This window comes from Vreelandella sp. V005 (assembly GCF_052645115.1).
Window position 1 is genome coordinate 556,115 of record NZ_JBQXYA010000001.1, and the last position, 16,348, is coordinate 572,462.

Here is a 16,348-nt window from a genome sequence, read left to right on the forward strand (position 1 = left end):
CCAACAACAACCAAGGATGAGCCACCATGGCCAAGACCGTTAAGAGTAAAACCGCCCACTTTCTCGCCGAAACCGCCCAGGTAGACGCTGCCGCCATTGCGCCATTGCCCGCTTCGCGCAAGGTATACGTTGAAGGCTCAAGGCCTGATATTCTCGTGCCGTTTCGGGAAATTACGCTGTCGCCCACCAAAACCAGCAGCATAGACGAAGAGAATCCGCCGCTGCTGGTGTACGACACCTCCGGCCCCTACACCGACCCCGATGCCCAGATCGATCTACGCCGCGGGCTGCCGGAACTGCGCCGCGCCTGGATCGACGCGCGGGAAGATACCGAGTTTCTATCAGGCCCAACGTCTGAATACGGCAACCGCCGCGCCAACGACCCGATGCTTGCCCAGCTGCGCTTTGATTTAACCCGCACCCCGCGCCGCGCAAAAGCAAGCAAGAACGTGACGCAGTTGCACTATGCCCGCCAGGGGATTATCACGCCGGAAATGGAGTTTATTGCCCTACGTGAAAACCAGCGTAGGCAAACGTTAGGCACCGCAGAGGTGGAGCGCATTCTGGGCCACCAGCACAAAGGTCAGAGCTTTGGCGCCAGCCTGCCGGATGAGATTACGCCTGAATTTGTGCGAGACGAAGTGGCCCGTGGGCGGGCGATTATTCCCAATAACATCAACCACCCAGAAAGCGAGCCGATGATTATTGGCCGTAACTTCCTGGTCAAGATCAACGGCAACCTGGGCAACTCGGCGGTCACGTCTTCTATTGAAGAAGAGGTGGATAAGATGACCTGGGGCATCCGCTGGGGCGCGGATACCATCATGGACCTCTCCACCGGACAGAACATTCACGAAACCCGCGAGTGGATCCTGCGCAACTCACCGGTGCCCATTGGCACGGTGCCTATCTATCAGGCACTGGAGAAGGTTAACGGCGTGGCCGAAGACCTCACCTGGGAAGTCTTCCGGGATACATTGATCGAGCAGGCCGAACAGGGGGTGGATTACTTCACCATTCATGCGGGCGTGCTGCTGCGCTACGTGCCGCTCACCGCCAACCGGGTCACCGGCATCGTCAGCCGTGGCGGCTCCATCATGGCGAAGTGGTGTTTGTATCACCATCAGGAGAGCTTCCTGTACACCCACTTCGAAGAGATTTGCGAGATCTGCAAGCAGTACGATGTGGCGTTCTCGCTGGGCGACGGCCTGCGCCCCGGCTCGATTGCCGATGCCAATGACGAAGCGCAAATGGCGGAGCTGAAAACCCTCGGCGAGTTGACCCACATTGCCTGGAAACACGATGTGCAGGTGATGATCGAAGGCCCCGGCCACGTGCCCATGCACCTTGTCAAAGAGAACATGGACAAGCAGTTGGAATACTGCGACGAAGCGCCCTTCTATACATTAGGGCCGCTGGTAACCGATATCGCCCCTGGCTACGACCACATTACCTCGGGCATCGGGGCGGCGATGATCGGCTGGTTTGGCTGCGCCATGCTCTGCTACGTGACGCCGAAAGAGCACCTGGGCCTGCCCAATAAGGATGACGTGAAAACCGGCATCATCACCTACAAGATTGCTGCCCACGCGGCGGACTTGGCCAAGGGCCACCCGGCAGCGCAGCGGCGTGATAATGCGCTCTCAAAGGCGCGCTTCGAGTTCCGCTGGGAAGACCAGTTCAACCTGGGGCTAGACCCGGACACCGCTCGTGAGTATCACGATGAAACCCTGCCGAAGGACTCCGCCAAGGTGGCGCACTTCTGCTCCATGTGTGGGCCGAAGTTCTGCTCCATGAAGATCAGCCAGGAAGTGCGTGACACTTACAAAGACCGGACCAACGAGCACAGCCTAAACGACGCAGAAGCGGTAAAACGTGGCATGGAAGAACAGGCAGAGAAGTTTCGCAACAAAGGCAGCGAGCTGTATCAGGAAGTTTAATAAGACGACGGACTAAACAGCTCTTCTACTAAAAGTGGCGCTTGAGTGTTAATAAATCTCAAGCGCCACTGGCGTATTGAGCCCAGCATTCTCATCGCGTAAAACACTATTTTTCGCCTTAGCTGAAATTAATTATACATTGCTCGTGTATGATTCTCATTTGCAGAGTATTCTGTTCGCCACGCTCGATTTAAAACCACACCCTTGCAAAGAACTGACTTCAGATGAAAACCAAACTTTCCCTGGCGGTATCCCTTGCCCTGTTAAGCACTGGCTTGCTGAGTGCTTGCAGCGAGGATAACGAACCAACGGCAGCCGCCACAGAGCAGGAAGCGCCGAAAACTGTCACAGCCCCCATGCTAAAATACATTCCGGCTGACTCCCCCTACTTCATGGCCACGCGTGACGTCATGCCGGAACAGGATATCTTTGAACTTTTTCAGCGTTCACAGCCCAACAGTAGCCTCGAAGCTGATCTGGAGGATCTGCGCCGCACACTGCCCGATATAGAAGACGACGTGCAGCGTTCGATGATGACGCTGTTAATCGCCATGGGTGAAGAGTTAGTCGGTGTTGAAACGCTGGATGATGTTCACGCACTGGGCCTCAAGATGGGCCCTCAGGCTGCTTTTTATGGGCTGGGCATCCTGCCTGTTTTGCGCGTTGAGTTACACGATGAAGAGGCCTTTCGTGACACGCTGGAGCGCATCCTAACCAAAGCAGAGATCAACCCAAGCACGGCCACCACCAATGGCAACGACTACTGGGAACTGACGCAAGAGGGCCCCATCAAAGCGATCCTCGCCATTATCGATCAGCAATTGTTGGTATCGGTAGTGCCACAGGATGCCAGCGACGAATTGCTAGCGCAGGTGCTGGGCAACAAACTGCCCGATAGCAGCATTGGTGATACCGGCGCACTGGCGGAAATTGAACAGCGCCATGGTTTTACCCCTTACGGCGCCGGTCAGATTGATTCTTCACGCCTGCTGAGTGAGCTAAGCACGCCCACTCACACAGGGACCCAGGCACTGATGGACGCGGTGGATTTAGCGCCGCTGGATCTCTCCTCCTGTCAGGCAGATATCGACCGTATCACTAGCCGCTTTTCTGGCTTGGCAATGGGCGCGCGGGAGTACAGCCTTGAACGCATGGAGATGAACCTCATCCTGGAAACCGATGAAGGGATCGTCAGCGACCTGCGCGCGCTATCGACTCAGGTTCCGGGCCTGGGTAACACAGAGGGAATGGCCAGCTTTGGGTTGGGACTGGACCTACCTGTATTGACGCAGACCATTCAGAAGTATGCGCGGCAAGTGCGCGAAAATCCCTTTAGCTGTGATGAGTTACAGGATTTGAACCGCTCTTGGAACGAAATCAATATGGCGGTCAACAACCCGATCACTCAGATGATTGGCTCGTCGCTTTCGGGCTTCAATGCACGTATTGAGAGCCTGACTATGAAAAACGGCGATCCCATCGCAACGGGCATCCTGGCCCTCGCCTCGCAAAACCCTATGAGCCTGCTGTCTACAGCCAGCGCCTTCTTGCCTGAGCTGGGCGCGCTTGGCCTTGAACCCGGCGGAGAGACCAAAAAAATCAAGAGCATGTTGCTGCCACCTGATATGCCGGCGCTCTATGCCGCGATGTCTGACACCGCCATCGTATTAGGCGCGGGCATCAGCGATTCAGCGACACTGAAAGAAGCGCTGAACGCCCCCACGTCAGATCGCGACCTGTTGCTACATGGCCACATGACGGGTGAATTTTATCATTCGCTGGCTGATGTCATGGAGCAAGTACCTACTGAGGAACTGACCGAAGCTGATATTGAAATGTTTAAGCAGTATGGCGACATCTACGAGAATATGGCGTACTGGCTCGAAGTGGATGACGCTGGCGTTGAAATGGGCTTTTCGCTGGAATTGAAGTGACCAGACGGGGAGTGAACTGGTTCGTCCTAGGCTATGACGGCACCTAGTACCCGATAGCCCTTAAAACGCCAGCAGGGGGCCGAAGCCCCCTGCTGGTGTCTATATTTTTTTAATATCAATGCTTTTTCTTTTGGCTGTCCTTGGCGTCGCCTTTGCCTTTTTGTACTTCACCTTTACCCTGCTGGGCTTTACCTTTGGCTTCTGTTTTGCCGTTATTAGTCGCTTTACCAGCGGCTTCTTTCACTTTACCGGCGGCTTTATTAGCTGCACCTTTAGCTTTATCTTCTGTACCAGTTGCCATGACAAACACCTCTAATCCGTTAGTAGGGAAAGCGTTGTGTATGAAGGTGCGCTCAGGCACTGCAATCACACGTCAACATTTCATAGATTAGCTTTTATTAAAAAAGTTGCGTTGTTTTATTTATGGCGGGGCGCTTTTTGTTAAGCGGGTGGGCGCCCAGTGGTTCAATAAACCGTGTAAGCAGGCCATGAAGAGCAGCGTAAGCGTTAGGGCAACGCTCATTGAGGAGAACCGGTAGAGCGCGCTGTAAACCAGGTCTTGCTGCGGGCCTAGCGACTGGCCAAACAGAATCCCCAAGGTGGTTAGCCCTCCAAACCCTATTCCCGACCCGGCGCCTTCTAGAACATGCTCGCGGGCGAAAAGTATTAAACCTAGCCAGTAGAGCAGTATGACCAGCAAAAAGTGGTGGCTCTGGGTATAGAGCAGTAGCTGCATCAGTAGCGCCAAATTGCAGCCTAGCAGCGTTCCCACGGCCCGTTTGCCCGCTGACACTCTGGCACCGGAATACCCCAACGCGAACAGCACCAAGATGGTCGCCATTTGCGCAGAAAGCGACCCCTGCAAATCGAACACCTGAAACACCACAAACGAGAGCGTGGCGGTCAGTGCACCAATCAATGTTTCGTGACGAATCTGCGCCGCGGGCTTATTGGCCCGTGGTGGCGGCTGGCGTGGTTCAACGTCGGGAAAAAGCGTATACATCAGCATGGCAATAAACACAGCCAAGCCGCTGGCCATCAAATTGCAGGCTAATAGGTCGCTTAAATCGACGTTTGGGTAACTGGCGAAATGGAGCAGAATGCTTAACGTCAGCACGCCGTTAGCGCCGAACAAAAACATCGGCCCTTTCGCCATCAGGTTAAAGCGAAACAGAAACATTGCCAGCACGACGAGCGTCATCACCACCGGCATGTGCTTGAGCAAACCAACTACTAGGCTCACCTCAAGCACATTGAGTGATACGTTAGCTAAAAACTGGCGCATGATATGGCCGTTGAGAATAGGCACCAGGCCCAGCAGGAACATTGGAAAAACGGTAAAAAACACGCCGTAGTTCCAGCCCATTAACTGGCTGATTACAAAGCCTAAGGCGCCCGCCCCGGCTACCCTTAGACACTGTCGCAAACCGTTGTGCGTTAACCTGGACTCAATAAACATAGTGAAGCCAGCTGATTAGATGTGGCTGCAGCCATACAAAAGGGGCGGCCAGCGCTGCATCACTGGGTTGAAGCTGCACCGTGGCGCGAGCGCCGCTGGCAAGCGGCTTGGCGACGGGCTCTGTCAGTGCGATGTGCACGCGCATACGCTGAGCATCCCGCACCCAGCGGTCCGTGGTGGGAATATCGGCCAGTTGACCATCCGCCGCCAACTGCCCTTCGCGCACCCCGGCATCCATGGCGAGCACTTGGGCATCGACGACCTTGCCCGGCCAGGCATCAAACACTACCCGTGCTGAATCGCCTGGTGCCACATGGCGCAGACTCTTTTCACGGAAATCAGCAATGATATCCAGCTCTTCCGCCACCACGGCCAAGGCGGGCTGGCCCGCCTGTACGTAGTCACCGAGCTCCAATTGCAGATTGGTGACGCTGCCTGCCTGCGCAGCGCGTACATGGGTATGGGCAAGATCCAACTGTGCCTGGGAGAGCGCATTGTCGGCTTGGCGTAAGCGCAGGTTGCTCTCGCCCGAATCGCCCAACTGTACTTCCATGCTCACGATTTTCGCCCTGGCCGCTGCTACGCTGGCCTGTGCGGTGCGCTCGGCGGCTACCTGCTGTTCGTACTGTTGGCGCGATACGCTCTGCCGTGCCATTAATGTTTCGGCGCGGCGAAGCTCGCCTTGCCGCTCGGCGGCTGTCGCTTCAGCAGAGGCCAGTTCCGCTTGCGCGGAGGTAAGCTCCGCTTCTAAACGAGCGTTCTCCTGCTCAGCCTGCTCACGATTTAGCTGTGCCTGTTCAACCGCTAACCGAAACGGTGCCGGGTCTATTTGAAACAGCACATCGCCTTCATTCACTTTTTGGTGGTCTTCCACCAACACAGCGCTAACCGGACCGCTGAGCTGCGGCGCAATCCGTGTTACGGGCCGTATCACCCTCGCCTCGGGTGTCATGGGCATAAAGCTATCGGCCAGCAGAAAGTAGATGAATAGCAGTACGAAGGCAGCAATCGCCACCTTTACCCAGCGGGCAAATGTTTGATCGGGAGTCATGCAGAGCTCACTTGTTAGCCACCAGGCAACCGCCTGGCCAGCGCTTCTAATCGGGCGCGTATCGTATAGGGGAAGGTAAGAGAGACTTTAGTCTAACAATTAATTAGCGAGCTAACAATATAGCCAATAAAAACCCCGTCACCTAATGGCGACAGGGTCAGACGCATCGCTATAAAGCCAACACAGTCAGCTGCTAAATTACCGCCCCTTGGATAGGCTGAGGACGACAATACCGCCCACCACCACTGCGCCGCCGACTAACTGGCCAGCGCTGAGCATTTGATCGAGCACGAAATAACCCAGCACTAGAGAGGCCACTGGCTCGATATTCATGACCGGCGCGTTGCGCGCCATATCAAGTCTGGGTACAAAGATGAACAGCGTCGAAAACGCCGAGCCATAGAGCAACCCCAGCAGCGTCAAACCTAACCAACCGGCAGTGTTGTCTGGCAGGCTCATGCCGCCTGGCACGACACCAGCGATTCCGCCAATAATCATGACAATAAACACCGTTTGCATGGTTAGCAGGCTGCGTAGCGTACTGCCTACGCCGGCCAAGCGGTGTTCGGTCACCCAAAGTGCGCAAGCAAACACAAAGGCGGCCATCAGGCCAAAGCCAATGCCCGCGATCCATCCGGGGCCCATGCCGTCGGCACTGGCCAGCCACGAAGGAATATCTAGCACCACCAGCAGGCCAATTAAAATAGTCCCCATGATCAGGCAGCTACGCAGGGTTGGTCGCGGCCCGCCCAGCGCCCAGCTCAATAACGCTAACTGAATGGGAAATGTATTCACCAGCAGTAGCGCAATCACCACCGGTAGCCTGGCCACCGCTGAATAGAGGCTGACGCTTTGCACCGCAATCAACAGCCCCACGGCCAGTTGCCATGGCCAAGTACCAGCGGGCAGCCATAACCGCTTGCGCTGCACAATGACCAGCGCGATGAGGATCAAACAAGCGACCCCTGAGCGGGTTAAAACGGCTAGCAGCAGGCCCGTGCCATTATCAAACGCCAGCCGGGCGGAAACGTGATTGGCGGCAAACATGGTGGCCACGGTCATCATGAGTAGGATGGCTAAATGGCGTGGCAGAAGCTTGGGCAATGGGGACGCTGACATAGGGGCGTAACGGCTCGTTCAGGAGTAAAGGACTCTCGTTATGGGAAAAGAGAACCAAGGGGGCAAACCAGGGACAGTGAAGCATATCCGGCGTTGAAAAGCAGGCTAACGAAAATGGTGCACTACTTTTCGCATCGCAGCATTTTATACGAAAGTATAAGGCTTTTCTTCCCTTATCCTGATCTGGTGGTTTAAAAGCAACAAAACGCCCCGAGCAGATGACCGCTCGGGGCGTTGTGGTAGTACGTCGGGCAACTAATGCTGTTAGATTACACCAGCATGGGCACCATCGCTTCCAGCACCATGACTAAGCTCATCGCGGTGATGGTCAAAATAGAGACCCCGAACACTTTCTTGGCCCAGCGGACATCATCGTCTAACCGATAGCCGCGCAGTGCCAAGTAGAGCCAGTAGCCACCCATGGTCAGCGCCACGCAGAGATACCCGGCCCCCGCTTGGCTAGCCAATCCCAGCGCCAGTGAGGCAGGAATAAAGGCCACGATATAGCCCAGGATATGGTGCTTGGCCATTTTGACCCCACGCACCACCGGCAGTACCGGGATCGATGCGCGGCGATAATCGGCATAGCGGAAAATTGCGATGGCATAAGAGTGCGGCATTTGCCACAGGCAGAAGATCACCAGCAGCATGATAGCGCCACTGTCGAACTGCCCCGTGACGGCGCAGTACCCCACCACTGGCGGCATTGCGCCAGAAAGGCTGCCGACCAAGGTGCCGTATTCGGAGCGGCGCTTCATGTAGAGGCTATAAATCCCCACATAAACGCCCCAGCCAATCACCGCCAAGGCTACGGTCAATCCGTTAGTGCCCAGCGCCAGGCACACCACCCCCGACACACCCAGCAGCGCCGAAACGCCCAATGCCTGGGTGATGGAGATGCTACCTCTTACCAGTGGGCGATGGCGCGTACGCGCCATCAGTGCATCAATATCGCGGTCGATGACATTGTTACACGCACAGCCCGACGCGATGATTAATGCAATACCCACCATGACCGAGACAAAGCTGAGCCACTCAAACTGGCCCTGCGCGGCGAGAAAATAGCCGCCCAAGGTGGCAATCAGGTTACCCCCGATAATGCCGGGTTTGGTCAGTTCGAGCAGATCCCGCCAACGGCTAGGTGCCGTGATCAGCCGATCATCATGTTGAGATGCAGATGCTGCATGATCCACAGCGAGCCTCCTACCACTAAGACGAGAATCGTCAGTGTGAAGACGAAGGACATCACGTTCCAGCCTTCGTCGGCTTTGGTATTCATATGCATGAACATGACCAGTTGCACCAATATCTGCAACACGGCGGTCACGGCCACCACGATGACAGTCGTGAGTACGCTAAGCGTGCCACTCATCACCACCCCAAAGGGGATAATGGTCAGTATCAGCGACAATACCAGTCCTGTCACATACGACTTTACGCTGCCATGGTTATTAGTGGGGTTAGTCGGAGAATGACTCATCTCACAGCACTCCCATCAGGTAAACGAAGGAGAAGACACAGATCCAGACGATATCAAGGAAGTGCCAGAACAGACTGAGGCACAAAATCCTTGGCCGGGTCATGTCGTTCAAGCCTTTGGTTGAGAGCTGAATCAGCATGACCAAAATCCAGATCAAACCAAAGGTAACGTGCAGGCCGTGGGTGCCCACCAGGGTAAAGAACGATGACAAAAAGGCGCTTTTATCGGGGCCATACCCTTCATGAATCAGGTGCTGGAATTCGTAGATTTCCATGCCCACGAACGCCGCGCCCAGCAAGAACGTAATACCCAGCCATGCTTTCACCTGACTCAGGCGTTCGGCATTCATCGCCAGCACGCCCATGCCAAAAGTAAAGCTACTGAACAGCAGCAGGAACGTCTCGACCAGTACAAACGGCAGTTCAAAGATCTCAGCCGCGGTGGGTCCAGCTGCCGTGCCTTTCATCAACACGGCGTAGGTGGCGAAGAGTGACCCGAAGATCACCAAATCGCTCATTAAGTAGACCCAAAAACCAAACAGCTTGGTGCCCGTTGCATCGTGATGCTCATGATGCACGACCGATCCTTCGTGATGTAACGTATCCGTTGCCATTACGCATTCACCTCCACGTAGCGTTGCTTACCTTTGCGTCCTTCAACTTCGGCAGACGGCTTGTAGGGATCGGAGTTTTTAACGCGCTTCTGGTGCGCGCGCTCGATGCGCTCTACTTCTTCAGCGGAGACGTAGTAGTCGATATCGTCGTTAAAGACCCGCGCCATAAAGCTGACAAAGACACCGATGGCGCCTACCCCTGCCAGCCACCAGATATGCCATACCAAGGCAAAACCGATGACCAGCGCAAACAGACTGATGACAGGGCCAGCAACGGTGTTGCGCGGCATATGAATATCGGTGTAAGGCGCTTCTTCCAGCTCCTCGTTACTGCGCTCTTTTTGCGACCAGAAGCTGTCGATGTCACCCACTTCCGGCAAGCGCGCGAAGTTGTAGAACGGCGCGGGCGAAGAAGTTGACCACTCCAAGGTACGGCCATCCCACGGGTCACCGGTCACATCAGCGTTCAGCTTGCGGTCGCGGATGCTCACCCAGAACTGGATGACGGTGCAGGCGATACCCATCATGATGATCACCGCGCCTACCCAGGCCAGAATCATCCACGGCTGCCATTCAGGGTTCGCGTAGGACTGCATACGGCGCACGGCACCAAAGAAGGCCAACACGTACAGCGGCATAAAGGCGACATAGAAGCCAATGAACCAGCACCAGAACGAACGCTTGCCCCATTTTTCGCTCAGCGTGAAGCCAAACGCTTTGGGGAACCAGAAGGTAAGGCCCGCCATCATGCCGAACACGACACCGCCGATAATGACGTTGTGGAAGTGAGCGATAACAAACAGGCTGTTATGCAGCACAAAGTTAGCGGCTGGCACGGCCAGCATCACACCGGTCATACCGCCCAGCGTAAAGGTGATAATAAAACCCAGGGTCCAGAGTACCGGCGACGTCAGTTCCAAACTGCCGCGGAACATCGTGAACAGCCAGTTGAAGACTTTCACCCCGGTGGGAATGGCGATAATCATCGTCATAATGCCAAAGAAGGCATTAACGTTGGCACCCGCCCCCATGGTGAAGAAGTGGTGCAGCCAGACGATAAACGACAGTAGGGTGATCGCAATCGTCGCCCATACCATGGTCATGTAACCAAACAGCCGCTTACGGGCAAACGTCGAAATAACTTCCGAGAACACGCCGAAGGCGGGCAGAATCAGGATATAAACTTCCGGATGGCCCCACGCCCAGATGAGGTTGACGTACATCATCATGTTGCCGCCAAAATCATTGGTAAAGAAGTGCATGCCGAAGTAACGATCCAGCGTTAGCAGCGCAATCGTCGCCGTCAGAATCGGGAACGAGGCGATGATCAACACGTTGGCGCACAGCGATGTCCAGGTGAAGATCGGCATGCGGAACATGGTCATGCCTTTGGTGCGCATCTTCAGAATCGTCACGAAGAAGTTGATACCGGTGAGCGTCGTCCCTATCCCGGATATTTGTAACGCCCATATCCAATAATCGACCCCCACCCCGGGACTGAACTCGATCCCCGATAAAGGCGCATAAGCCAGCCAGCCGGTTTTGGCGAACTCCCCCACCACCAGTGAGATATTGACCAAGATCGCGGCGACGGCAAATAGCCAGAAACTCAAGTTATTCAGGAAGGGAAAAGCGACGTCGCGGGCACCAATTTGCAGCGGCACCACCAAGTTCATCAAGCCGATGACCATGGGCATGGCGACAAAGAAGATCATGATCACGCCGTGGGCGGTGAAGATCTGATCGTAGTGTTCGGGCGGTAAATAACCCGCAGCGCCCCCGGCGGCCATGGCCTGTTGGGTACGCATCATAATTGCATCCGAGAAGCCGCGTAGCAGCATCACCAGCGCAACGATAAAGTACATGATACCGAGCTTTTTGTGGTCAACGGAGGTAAACCACTCGTTCCACAGCCAGCCCCACTTGCGGTAGTACGTTAACGCGCCTAACAGCGCAATTCCCCCAATGGCCATAAAGGCCGCGACGACCATGATGATCGGTTCATGGTAGGGAATGGATTCTAAACTGAGTTTTCCAAACACGGCTTAACCCCCTGCTTCAACGCTAGTGGGATGGCTGCGCATGGCATGATCCTGACTAGCATGGTTGTTGGTGTCGTGGCCAGAGTCGGCCGCTTGATGGGTGTTAGGTGCGTTATCGCCATCAGAAGAATCAGCATGGTCGCTGCTCAACTGATGATCGCTGCCCATCGAGTGATCGCCGCCCATATCGTGCTCCCCGCCGGTGTGAAAGCTTGTCAAAATGCTTTCGTACAGCGCTGGCGAGATGGCCGAGAAATACTCCACCGGATGTGATTCGCTAGGCTCCGCCAGGGCTTCGTAGCCTTCCGGGTAGGTCAGCGTTTCAGAGGCATCGCGCACGTTTTCAACCCAGTCATCAAACTCGCCGGGGGTGGTCACCTTGGCTTCAAACGTCATGCCCGAGAACCCCGCGCCACTGTAGTTGGTGGAGCGACCTGGGTAGTTACCTATTTCCTCAGCGATAAGATGGACATCGTTATCCATCCCCGCCATCGCGTAGATCTGGCTACCCAAATGGGGAATGAAAAAGGCGTTCATCACCGAGCCAGAGCTGACCCGAAAGCGCACCGGGGTATTGACCGGGAAGGCCACTTCATTAACGCTGGCCACGCCCTGCTCGGGATAGATAAACAGCCATTTCCAATCCAGCGCGACGGCCTGAATCTCCATCGGCGCCACGTCGCTTTCCAACGGCTTGTGCGGGTCCAGGCTATGCGATGTTTTCCAGGTCAACAGCGCAAGCACCGCGATAATCGCGCAAGGCACGATCCAGATCACCGCTTCAATCGCGTTGGAGTGCGCCCAATCGGGAAGGTACTTAGCCCCGCTATTACTTCGCCGATAACGCCAGCCAAACAGCAGCGTCATCGCAATAACAGGAATAACTACAATCAACATCAGACCAAAAGAGGTCAGAATCAGCGTCCTCTGCTCTGCGCCAACCTGCCCTTTGGGGTCTAATAGCGCTGAACTACAGCCTGCTAGAAACAGGCACAGCGCAAGGAGCACTAACGTGCCTCGCCTGCGCCATAGTGAGCGTCGTTGCATGGTGTGATCTCGTCCAAGGTGTTAAAAGTTAGGGTTTGAAACACGCTAGCCAGCCCTGCGATCATGATAAATAGCAGGCTAACTACCACCCCATACTCTTCCCAAAACATGCTCGTTGGAGCACCCTCACAAACATATGCATGGTGCGCTGAGCGCCACTGTTCCGGGAAAAATATGCGCCGCCGATTGGGAATAGCGGCAAATCTTGCGTGCCTAAGCCTTAAAAGCGCAAGCAAGTAAGACGAAAGTATTTTCTATTGATCTAGATCACGAAAGAAGTGGCGCATTGCCGCACCCAAGGCATTGGCAACCTGGGAGTGGGAGTGCAGGCAAGCGCCTAAAGGCAAAAACAGAACGGTTAGGCCACGGACACCGTGGGTAAATCAGGGCTGTGACCGTTTAGCAGTTGGGGCGCGCCCTCCTCGTCGGTAACGACCACATCAAAATCATCCAGTGCGGCAAAGTACGCTGGCCGCACCACGCCAAACTTGCTGGCATCGACCACCAGTAACCGTTGCATGGCCGTGGCGATCGCGGCTTGTTTGGGGGCCACTTCATGGAAATGGAAACAGCTAACGCCGCGCTCTAAATCTACGCCTGCTGCCGAGATCAGCGCTTTATTGATGCCTAACCGCTCGATACCGGCTGCCATGTTATCGCTTCCAAATGATTGAGACGCTGCGTAAAAAAGACCGCCCAGCAATACTAACCGCACGTTGGGCAGGGCAGCCACCGCGTTGGCAACGTTGAGCGCATAAGTGACGACCGTCAGCTCACGAAAATGACTTAACTGGCTCAACAAGGGAATCAGGGTCGAACCACAGTCGATAAAGAGCGTATCGCCCTCTTCAATAAAGGCAAGCACTCGCTGACAGAGGCGGTATTTCGCTTGGTAGTGGCTCGCCTGCTGCTCAGTCAAATCGTAAATCGGCGTTACCCCAGGATAATTCGCCATCACTAGGCGCCCACCCAACAAACTCATTGCGGTGGGCTGGGTGGTCAGGTCGCGGCGGATGGTCATTTCCGACACATCACACAGTTCTGCTGCATCGCGCAGATGAAGCGTGCCGCCACTGGCTAGGGCTTCCTGAAGTTTGGCGAGACGCTGAGCGCTGCGGCCATTCATGGTGGGCATCTCCTTATCAACCCCTCTTATCTTGATAAACGTAACGTCAGCCTGTAGGTTGCCGCCTTTTTGTTTCTATGCTGAGCGAGCAGCGGCGGAATTTCCACTGCGACAACGACCATTAACGTGATTCATGATGCATACGATAGCCATATGACATTTAAATAGCGTTGATGTGACAACTCTTGCAAATCAACGTTAGAAAAATAACACTGAATGTTATAATTTTAACATTAACGCCAGCCCGCACGACAAAAAACCCGGTTAGCCACTCTCAAATGGCTCCGCAACGACCCTGTTGAGGCTCTCATGACTGCTCGAAAACACATTCGCTCTTCATCGCTTGTCACCCTTAGTGCTGGCGCTTTACTGACAAGTACCGCCCTCGTCACTCCCGCATTGGCAGATGACGCTCAGCCTCATCCACTTGACCGGCTGTGGTCGTTTGCCAATGTCTCGGTCAACTATCTCGATTGGTCGAACGGCACCGAAGCACGCACCGCCTCTAACGCGGCGAAAAGCGACTTTATGTTTCTCGAAATTGAAGGCGGCGCTGGCTTTAGCTGGGGCGAATTTTACGGTTTCTTTGATTTCGAGAACCCCACCAACGATCAATTCGATGAATCGAGCGGCGGTCAAGACAACTTCCGTACCGCGGGTAAAATAACCTCGCACATCTATCTGGGCGATAGCCCGCTGTCGATCTATGCGCACCTTTACGACTTCCGTGATTACGGTTTTGAAAGCCGCGAGCAGGACCAGATTCTAGGCTTAGGCTACCGCACTACCTTCGATAACGGCCTATGGTTCAAACCGTTTATTGGTGCCGCGCGGGTGCAAAGTAACAGCTATAGCGGTATGAACGGCTATATGGCCGGCTGGGTCGCGGGTTATGATTTCGCTGCGCTCAACCAAAACTTCAGCGTTACCAACTGGCACGAGCAGACCTTTGGCCGTGACGATGAGTACCTGGAACAGAACTATGTGGGCGAAAAAGCAGGCAGTGTGGGCACCAACGGTGCACTTAGCCTGTGGTGGCATCCAAGCGACTTGATCACCACCGGCGTTCAGTATCGCTACTCTGACAATAAGCTGGGCACCCCCAACAATTATCAGAATGCGATGATTTACTCCGTCAAGCTCAACTTACTATAAAAGCGGTTAATCCCCGCAGACTCGAAGGATCCCCCTATGACACTCCTTATGAGCTTGGTAGGTATGGTCACGCTGGTGGCCATTGCCTTGATATTCTCTTATGACCGTAAGTCTATTCGGCTACGTACCGTGCTGGGCGCCTTTGCTATTCAAGCGGGTATCGGTGCGTTTGTACTCTATGTGCCTTTCGGTCAGGCGGTGCTGCAAGCCATCTCCTCGGGCGTTAGCCAGATTTTGGTCTACGCCAACGACGGCATCGGCTTTCTGTTTGGTGGGTTAGCAGACGTTGAAAACGTCGGCTTTGTGTTTGCCATCAAAGTGCTGCCGGTGATTATTTTCTTCTCCTCACTGATCGCCGTGCTCTACTACATCGGCATTATGCAGTGGGTCATCCGTATTTTGGGTGGCGCACTGCAAAAAGCCCTGGGCACCTCACGGACTGAATCGCTTTCCGCCACGGCGAATATCTTCGTCGGCCAAACCGAGGCGCCGCTGGTGGTGCGTCCGTTTATCGCCCGTATGACGCCTTCGCAGCTGTTTGCCGTGATGTGCGGTGGCTTGGCATCGGTGGCGGGTTCAGTATTGGCGGGTTATGCAGCGCTGGGTATTCCTATGGAGTATCTGGTGGCAGCTTCCTTCATGGCGGCGCCGGGCGGGCTACTGTTTGCCAAGCTGATCATGCCGGAAACCCAAGATGTGGCCGATAGCGACAGCGTTTCCAAGGTAGAAGAAGAGATTGACGCCCAGGAAGACAAGCCCGCCAACGTGCTGGACGCTGCCGCCTCCGGCGCTACCTCAGGCTTGATGCTGGCCGCTAACGTGGGCGCGATGCTGCTCGCGTTCATTGGCTTGATCGCGTTGATCAATGGCATTCTCGGTGGTGTTGGTGGCTGGGTAGGCTTTGAATCACTGAGCCTGGAGCTAATCCTCGGCTGGCTGTTCGCCCCACTAGCGTTCCTGTTGGGTGTGCCGTGGGAAGAAGCCACGCTGGCAGGCTCGTTCATCGGCCAAAAACTGGTCGTCAACGAATTTGTCGCCTATATCAATCTAGCGCCTTACATCGATGGGGAACAGGTAGTAGCGGCGACGGGTCAGATGATGACACCGCACACCATGGCGATTCTCTCTTTCGCACTGTGTGGCTTTGCTAACCTCTCCTCCATTGCGATTTTGCTAGGTGGTTTGGGCAGCATTGCACCGACGCGTCGTAAAGAGATTGCCCGCTTTGGTGTTAAAGCCGTCTTGGCCGGTACACTATCCAACTTGATGTCGGCCTCTATCGCTGGCTTCTTTATTGCGCTGAGTGGCGCGTCTGTATAGCGCTTGCCACTGCTTGCATGATTAGCGCAATGACAGCTACTTAACGTATCGGGCGCTGCGGT

General features: G+C 55.0%; 14 protein-coding genes. 4 read left to right on the top strand and 10 right to left on the bottom strand.

Translation table 11 applies throughout. The annotated features are described in order from the left end of the window. The first annotated feature begins 26 nt into the window (after positions 1–26). Together thiC and ACUN8H_RS02585 are read left to right on the top strand one after the other, a co-directional pair. Complete coding sequence (gene thiC / locus ACUN8H_RS02580; protein ID WP_445530604.1) at positions 27–1,940, top strand: phosphomethylpyrimidine synthase ThiC; 1,914 nt, start codon at positions 27–29, stop codon at positions 1,938–1,940. 224 nt (positions 1,941–2,164) lie between these two features. Continuing rightward, the gene (locus ACUN8H_RS02585; protein WP_445530605.1) at positions 2,165–3,874 is read left to right on the top strand and encodes a hypothetical protein; all 1,710 of its coding nucleotides are present in this window, start codon (positions 2,165–2,167) and stop codon (positions 3,872–3,874) included. 115 nt (positions 3,875–3,989) lie between these two features. On the opposite strand, the gene ACUN8H_RS02590 is transcribed toward ACUN8H_RS02585, so the two are convergent. The 10 genes from ACUN8H_RS02590 to ACUN8H_RS02635 form a co-directional block, all read right to left on the bottom strand. Next, positions 3,990–4,175, bottom strand: a complete 186-nt coding sequence (locus tag ACUN8H_RS02590; protein WP_445530606.1) for a CsbD family protein — start codon at positions 4,173–4,175, stop codon at positions 3,990–3,992. 120 nt (positions 4,176–4,295) lie between these two features. Next, positions 4,296–5,333 (bottom strand): DUF2955 domain-containing protein, encoded by a 1,038-nt coding sequence (locus ACUN8H_RS02595; protein WP_445530607.1) that lies wholly within the window; start codon positions 5,331–5,333, stop codon positions 4,296–4,298. After that, positions 5,323–6,384, bottom strand: coding sequence for an HlyD family secretion protein (locus ACUN8H_RS02600; RefSeq protein WP_445530608.1), 1,062 nt, complete (start codon positions 6,382–6,384; stop codon positions 5,323–5,325). The genes ACUN8H_RS02595 and ACUN8H_RS02600 overlap by 11 nt, the downstream gene beginning before the upstream one ends. Before the next feature lie 198 nt (positions 6,385–6,582). Beyond that, positions 6,583–7,503 carry an EamA family transporter gene (locus ACUN8H_RS02605; RefSeq protein ID WP_445530609.1) on the bottom strand — a complete coding sequence of 307 codons (921 nt, stop codon included), beginning with the start codon at positions 7,501–7,503 and terminating at the stop codon, positions 6,583–6,585. Positions 7,504–7,772: 269 nt separating this feature from the next. Further along, positions 7,773–8,696, bottom strand: coding sequence for a heme o synthase (cyoE, locus tag ACUN8H_RS02610; protein WP_445530610.1), 924 nt, complete (start codon positions 8,694–8,696; stop codon positions 7,773–7,775). Then, on the bottom strand, positions 8,654–8,983 hold the full coding sequence (gene cyoD / locus ACUN8H_RS02615) for a cytochrome o ubiquinol oxidase subunit IV (protein ID WP_290696349.1): 330 nt from the start codon (positions 8,981–8,983) through the stop codon (positions 8,654–8,656). Before cyoD ends, cyoE begins: the two co-directional genes overlap by 43 nt. Before the next feature lies 1 nt (position 8,984). Continuing rightward, complete coding sequence (gene cyoC, locus ACUN8H_RS02620; protein WP_445530611.1) at positions 8,985–9,596, bottom strand: cytochrome o ubiquinol oxidase subunit III; 612 nt, start codon at positions 9,594–9,596, stop codon at positions 8,985–8,987. Continuing rightward, the gene (cyoB, locus tag ACUN8H_RS02625; protein WP_445530612.1) at positions 9,596–11,638 is read right to left on the bottom strand and encodes a cytochrome o ubiquinol oxidase subunit I; all 2,043 of its coding nucleotides are present in this window, start codon (positions 11,636–11,638) and stop codon (positions 9,596–9,598) included. Before cyoB ends, cyoC begins: the two co-directional genes overlap by 1 nt. Before the next feature lie 3 nt (positions 11,639–11,641). Beyond that, the gene (gene cyoA / locus ACUN8H_RS02630) at positions 11,642–12,685 is read right to left on the bottom strand and encodes a ubiquinol oxidase subunit II (protein ID WP_445530613.1); all 1,044 of its coding nucleotides are present in this window, start codon (positions 12,683–12,685) and stop codon (positions 11,642–11,644) included. 358 nt (positions 12,686–13,043) lie between these two features. Beyond that, positions 13,044–13,811, bottom strand: coding sequence for a DeoR family transcriptional regulator (locus ACUN8H_RS02635; RefSeq protein ID WP_445530614.1), 768 nt, complete (start codon positions 13,809–13,811; stop codon positions 13,044–13,046). A 309-nt stretch (positions 13,812–14,120) separates the two neighbouring features. Between ACUN8H_RS02635 and ACUN8H_RS02640 the strand changes: the two genes are divergently transcribed. Together ACUN8H_RS02640 and ACUN8H_RS02645 are read left to right on the top strand one after the other, a co-directional pair. After that, a complete protein-coding gene (locus tag ACUN8H_RS02640) occupies positions 14,121–14,966 on the top strand; it encodes an outer membrane protein OmpK (RefSeq protein WP_445530615.1) in 846 nt (281 codons plus the stop codon). Positions 14,967–15,002: 36 nt separating this feature from the next. Further along, positions 15,003–16,286, top strand: a complete 1,284-nt coding sequence (locus ACUN8H_RS02645; protein ID WP_445530616.1) for a NupC/NupG family nucleoside CNT transporter — start codon at positions 15,003–15,005, stop codon at positions 16,284–16,286. Positions 16,287–16,348 lie beyond the last annotated feature (62 nt).

Bases quoted from the DNA above. Each gene is read 5' to 3' on its own strand.
- thiC (WP_445530604.1), top strand. From the start codon at position 27: ATGGCCAAGACCGTTAAGAGTAAAACCGCCCACTTTCTCGCCGAAACC.
- ACUN8H_RS02585 (WP_445530605.1), top strand. From the start codon at position 2,165: ATGAAAACCAAACTTTCCCTGGCGGTATCCCTTGCCCTGTTAAGCACT.
- ACUN8H_RS02590 (WP_445530606.1), bottom strand. From the start codon at position 4,175: ATGGCAACTGGTACAGAAGATAAAGCTAAAGGTGCAGCTAATAAAGCC.
- ACUN8H_RS02595 (WP_445530607.1), bottom strand. From the start codon at position 5,333: ATGTTTATTGAGTCCAGGTTAACGCACAACGGTTTGCGACAGTGTCTA.
- ACUN8H_RS02600 (WP_445530608.1), bottom strand. From the start codon at position 6,384: ATGACTCCCGATCAAACATTTGCCCGCTGGGTAAAGGTGGCGATTGCT.
- ACUN8H_RS02605 (WP_445530609.1), bottom strand. From the start codon at position 7,503: ATGTCAGCGTCCCCATTGCCCAAGCTTCTGCCACGCCATTTAGCCATC.
- cyoD (WP_290696349.1), bottom strand. From the start codon at position 8,983: ATGAGTCATTCTCCGACTAACCCCACTAATAACCATGGCAGCGTAAAG.
- cyoC (WP_445530611.1), bottom strand. From the start codon at position 9,596: ATGGCAACGGATACGTTACATCACGAAGGATCGGTCGTGCATCATGAG.
- cyoA (WP_445530613.1), bottom strand. From the start codon at position 12,685: ATGCAACGACGCTCACTATGGCGCAGGCGAGGCACGTTAGTGCTCCTT.
- ACUN8H_RS02635 (WP_445530614.1), bottom strand. From the start codon at position 13,811: ATGAATGGCCGCAGCGCTCAGCGTCTCGCCAAACTTCAGGAAGCCCTA.
- ACUN8H_RS02640 (WP_445530615.1), top strand. From the start codon at position 14,121: ATGACTGCTCGAAAACACATTCGCTCTTCATCGCTTGTCACCCTTAGT.
- ACUN8H_RS02645 (WP_445530616.1), top strand. From the start codon at position 15,003: ATGACACTCCTTATGAGCTTGGTAGGTATGGTCACGCTGGTGGCCATT.